Genomic DNA, 5,634 nt, shown 5'->3' on the forward strand with positions numbered 1-5,634 from the left:
AGTTTTCACTACAGGGTCTCTTTAAGATTTGGCACCGACCTACTCTCCCACGTGTTACCGCAGTACCATCGGCTCTGGTGGGCTTAACTTCTCTGTTCGGAATGGGAAGAGGTGGACACCACCGATATAGGCACCTAAATGTCTTGATATCGCTATTGATATTGGTATTAATATTTTAATATGTTCTATTGGTTCACTCAGCTTTTCGCTTTGCTTACCCGTCAAACAATGACATATTATTGAAAGAAGTTAAGTTTTGAAGAACAAACAACAGTATTCTGCTCTTGAAAGCTTCGGATGATTAGTACTACTCGACTTTGCTGTCGCCAGCTTTACATCTATAGCCTATCAACGTAGTAGTCTGCTACGGTCCTATATGGAATTCTCATCTCGTGGCTAGTTTCGCACTTAGATGCTTTCAGCGCTTATCTATTCCCAGCGTAGCTACTCTGCAATGCCCCTGGCGGAACAACAGATTCACTAGAGGCTAGTCCAACCCGGTCCTCTCGTACTAAGGTCAGCCCCACTCAAAATTCCTACGCCCACAACAGATAGGGACCGAACTGTCTCGCGACGTTCTGAACCCAGCTCGCGTGCCACTTTAATCGGCGAACAGCCGAACCCTTGGGACCTTCTCCAGCCCCAGGATGTGACGAGCCGACATCGAGGTGCCAAACCTCCCCGTCGATATGAGCTCTTGGGGGAGATCAGCCTGTTATCCCCAGCGTACCTTTTATCCTTTGAGCGATGGCCCTTCCATGCAGAACCACCGGATCACTATATCCGTCTTTCGACCCTGCTCGGCTTGTCTGCCTCACAGTCAAGCAAGCTTATGCTATTGCACTCCTCATACGGTTACCAAGCGTATTGAGCTTACCTTTGAAAGCCTCCGTTACCTTTTTGGAGGCGACCACCCCAGTCAAACTACCCATCAAACAATGTCCTCCCCGAAAGGAGTTAGACACCGAATACAAAAAGGGTGGTATTTCAACGTTGACTCCACGACGCCTGGCGACGCCGCTTCATAGTCTCCCACCTATCCTACACATCCTGTATCCAATGTCAATGTTAAATTGTAGTGAAGGTGCATGGGGTCTTTCCGTCCCGTTGCGGGTACCCGGCGTCTTCACCGGGACCACAATTTCACCGAGCTCATGGCTGAGACAGCGCCCAGATCGTTACACCATTCGTGCAGGTCGGAACTTACCCGACAAGGAATTTCGCTACCTTAGGACCGTTATAGTTACGGCCGCCGTTTACTGGGGCTTCGATTCAATGCTTCGCCTTGCGACTAACATCCCCTCTTAACCTTCCAGCACCGGGCAGGTGTCAGGCCTTATACTTCATCTTTCGATTTTGCAAAGCCATGTGTTTTTGTTAAACAGTCGCCTGGGCCTTTTCACTGCGGCTGATATTGCTACCAGCGCCCCTTCTCCCGAAGTTACAGGGCCATTTTGCCGAGTTCCTTAGCCATGATTCACTCGAGCACCTTAGAATTCTCTTCCCGGATACCTGTGTCGGTTTGCGGTACGGGTTTTTATAACCTGAAGCTTAGCGGTTTTTCTTGGAAGTCTGATTACCTGCGCTATCCACTTACCCGAAGGCTTGCGGTACTATCGGCGTTCAGCAAGACCGGCGGATTTGCCTACCAGTCCTATACCTACAGCCTTTAACGATCTATTCCGTCAGATCGCGGCAGTGTCACTACTCCGTCCCCACATCGCAGTTATAAAAAGTACTGGAATATTAACCAGTTGTCCATCGAATTTCCCCTTCGGGTTCTCCTTAGGTCCCGACTAACCCTGATCCGATTAGCGTTGATCAGGAAACCTTATCCTTTCGGTGGGCGGGTTTCTCGCCCGCCTTATCGTTACTTATGCCTACATTTGCTTTTCCAGAAGCTCCACCACAACTTACGTCATAACTTCGCTGCCGCTGGAATGCTCCCCTACCGTAATATAAATATTACCCATAGCTTCGGTATACCACTTAATGCCCGTTTATTATCCATGCACGATCGCTCGACTAGTGAGCTGTTACGCACTCTTTAAATGAATGGCTGCTTCCAAGCCAACATCCTAGCTGTCTATGCAATCGCACCTCGTTAGTTCAACTTAGCGGTAATTTAGGGACCTTAGCTGATGGTCTGGGTTCTTTCCCTCTCGGCCCGTGACCTTAGCACCCCGGGCCTCACTGCCGTGTATATTATATAGCATTCGGAGTTTGTCTGGATTTGGTAGGATTTGACTCCCCCGCACCCAATCAGTAGCTCTACCTCTATATAACTTAACCACGACGCTGTTCCTAAAAACATTTCGGGGAGTACGAGCTATTTCCCAGTTTGATTAGCCTTTCACCCCTACCCACAGATCATCCGGAAACTTTTCAACGTTTATCGGTTCGGTCCTCCAGTACGTGTTACCGCACCTTCAACCTGTCCATGGGTAGATCACAAGGTTTCGCGTCTACCTCCCCTGACTATACGCCCTATTCAGACTCGCTTTCGCTTCGGATCCGTGTCTTAAACACTTAACCTTGCCAGAGAAGAGTAACTCGTAGGCTCATTATGCAAAAGGCACGCCGTCACGCCACCTGGACGCTCCGACCGCTTGTAAGCACACAGTTTCAGGTTCTATTTCACTCCCCTGTTCGGGGTTCTTTTCACCTTTCCCTCACGGTACTGGTTCACTATCGGTCTCTCAGGAGTATTTAGCCTTACCGGATGGTGCCGGCAGATTCCCACAAGGCGTCTCCGACCTCGCGGTACTCAGGATACTACTAGACTGAAGTCGCTTACGTGTACCGGGCTATCACCGTATATTGCCAGGTTTCCCATCCTGTTCCACTTCACTAATTCAATGCCATATTGTAGTCCTACAACCCCCATTATGCCGTAACATAATAGGTTTGGGCTCTTTCCCGTTCGCTCGCCACTACTTAGGAAATCATTATTATTTTCTCTTCCTCTGCTTACTTAGATGTTTCAGTTCGGCAGGTTTGCGTATTTTATACGACTAGTCTTCAACTAGCCAGGTTTCCCCATTCGGAAATCTTCGGGTCAATTCATATTTGCTAATCACCGAAGCTTATCGCAGCTTATCACGTCCTTCATCGCCTCTGAGAGCCAAGGCATCCCCTGTGTGCTCTTTCTTACTTTCTTCTCTCCATAGCCTTTTGCGCCTATGGAAATGCTTTTTTTGATTGTTGTTAATCTTTGCAATCCTTCATCAGATACAAGTACCTTTTGTTGGTTTGTAAGTGCTAACAACGTCTCTATTGTTGTTTGCTCTTCTTTTTTAACTTCTTCCAATATGTCAAAGAACTTTTCTATCCCCGGATCCTATTACTAGTTACCTATTTCTGTACCTTTTGTATTAGATACGGGTGATGGTGGAGAATAACGGAGTCGAACCGTTGACCTCCTGCGTGCAAGGCAGGCGCTCTAGCCAGCTGAGCTAATCCCCCTTAGAATATATCTGTAGTCCCGAGCAGATTTGAACTGCTGACCCCTACATTATCAGTGTAGTGCTCTAACCAAACTGAGCTACGGGACTATTTGTCTTTACTGCAGTATGAGAACACTATGTGATGTTTCATCCTATGGGTTTTCTTTTGAGATTATTGTCATTTTATATCATTTTACGCAAAGACGAGTAGTCTAGCCTGCTCCAGAAAGGAGGTATTCCAGCCGCACCTTCCGGTACGGCTACCTTGTTACGACTTAGCCCCAGTTATCGGTTTTACCCTAGGACGCTCCTTGCGGTTACATACTTTAGGTACCCCCAACTTCCATGGCTTGACGGGCGGTGTGTACAAGGCCCGGGAACGTATTCACCGCGTCATTGCTGATACGCGATTACTAGCGAATCCAACTTCAAGAGGTCGAGTTGCAGACCTCTATCCGAACTGTGAATGGCTTTTTGAGATTTGCTTGCTGTTGCCAGCTTGCTGCCCTCTGTACCATCCATTGTAGCACGTGTGTAGCCCCGGACGTAAGGGCCATGATGACTTGACGTCGTCCCCTCCTTCCTCTCTGTTTGCACAGGCAGTCTGTTTAGAGTCCCCACCTTAACGTGCTGGCAACTAAACATAGGGGTTGCGCTCGTTGCGGGACTTAACCCAACACCTCACGGCACGAGCTGACGACAGCCATGCAGCACCTAGTTTCGTGTGATTGCTCACTTATCCATCTCTGGATAATTCACTAACTTTCAAGCCCGGGTAAGGTTCCTCGCGTATCATCGAATTAAACCACATGCTCCTCCGCTTGTGCGGGCCCCCGTCAATTCCTTTGAGTTTCACCCTTGCGGGCGTACTCCCCAGGTGGAATACTTAACGCTTTCGCTTAGCCGCTAACTGTATATCGCTAACAGCGAGTATTCATCGTTTAGGGCGTGGACTACCAGGGTATCTAATCCTGTTTGATCCCCACGCTTTCGTGCCTCAGCGTCAATGACACCATAGTAAGCTGCCTTCGCAATCGGTGTTCTGTGACATATCTATGCATTTCACCGCTACTTGTCACATTCCGCCTACCTCTAGTGTATTCAAGCTCATCAGTATCAAGGGCACTGCGATGGTTGAGCCACCGTCTTTCACCCCTGACTTAATAAGCCGCCTACGCACCCTTTAAACCCAATAAATCCGGATAACGCTTGGATCCTCCGTATTACCGCGGCTGCTGGCACGGAGTTAGCCGATCCTTATTCCTTCGGTACATTCAGCTATCTACACGTAGATAGGTTTATTCCCGAATAAAAGCAGTTTACGACCCAGAGGGCTGTCTTCCTGCACGCGGCATGGCTGGTTCAGAGTTGCCTCCATTGACCAATATTCCTTACTGCTGCCTCCCGTAGGAGTCTGGTCCGTGTCTCAGTACCAGTGTGGGGGGTCATCCTCTCAGATCCCCTAGACATCGTGGTCTTGGTGGGCCGTTACCCCGCCAACTAACTAATGTCACGCATGCCCATCTTAATCCTATAAATATTTGATCATTGTACAATGCTGTACTGTGATTTTATGCGGTGTTAATCCGAATTTCTTCGGGCTATCCCCCTGATTAAGGTAGGTTGCATACGCGTTACGCACCCGTGCGCCACTTTCCTCTCCAGCAAGCTGGAAAGTATCGTTCGACTTGCATGTATTAGGCCTGCCGCTAGCGTTCATCCTGAGCCAGGATCAAACTCTCCATTGTAAAATGTTGGTTTGAATCTCTGACCATTCTTAACTTGTATTAATAATAGTCTTTATTCTAATTGTATTTGTCTGTCAGAACTTGACCTGAAAAACTCGTGCGGTTCATGTACTTTGAACTTGTACTTGTTTACCCCGCCTTCGCGTTTTATAAAATGACATCTCTTTAATGAACTTCTCGACATGACCTCGCGGCTGTCTGTTATATTTTCTCGTCTTCCGTTTTTCTTTAAGTTTCAAAGGTCTTAATCTTCCTTTTCGCTCTCTGCTAAACTTCAACGTTTCAATCTTGTTTTCAGCTTCCGAACATCCGTTCAGTTGCTCCCTTTTTGTTGGGACTGCAAAGGTAGGAATCTTTTTTGTTTCTGCAAATCTTTTTTGATTTTTATTTTCAGTGTTTAAAACACCCAGCATCAACTTTTTCTACCCTTATTTCAAATC

Annotated in this window: 2 tRNA genes and 3 rRNA genes; all 5 read right to left on the reverse strand. The window is 47.7% G+C overall.

What is annotated here, in order from left to right:
* Positions 1 to 26: 26 nt before the first annotated feature.
* Positions 27 to 138, reverse strand: a 5S ribosomal RNA gene (rrf, locus tag CLV32_RS22945).
* Between the two features lie 144 nt (positions 139 to 282).
* Positions 283 to 3,160: ribosomal RNA gene (locus CLV32_RS22950) — 23S ribosomal RNA — on the reverse strand.
* Between the two features lie 228 nt (positions 3,161 to 3,388).
* Positions 3,389 to 3,465 (reverse strand) — tRNA-Ala (locus CLV32_RS22955).
* A 14-nt stretch (positions 3,466 to 3,479) separates the two neighbouring features.
* Positions 3,480 to 3,554: transfer RNA gene (locus CLV32_RS22960), tRNA-Ile, on the reverse strand.
* A 118-nt stretch (positions 3,555 to 3,672) separates the two neighbouring features.
* A 16S ribosomal RNA gene (locus CLV32_RS22965) occupies positions 3,673 to 5,194 on the reverse strand.
* Together the 16S, 23S and 5S rRNA genes with 2 tRNA genes alongside form the textbook arrangement of a ribosomal RNA operon.
* Between the last annotated feature and the right edge of the window lie 440 nt (positions 5,195 to 5,634).

It is taken from the genome of Pedobacter duraquae, from assembly GCF_004362245.1.
GTDB classification, from domain to species: domain Bacteria; phylum Bacteroidota; class Bacteroidia; order Sphingobacteriales; family Sphingobacteriaceae; genus Pedobacter; species Pedobacter duraquae.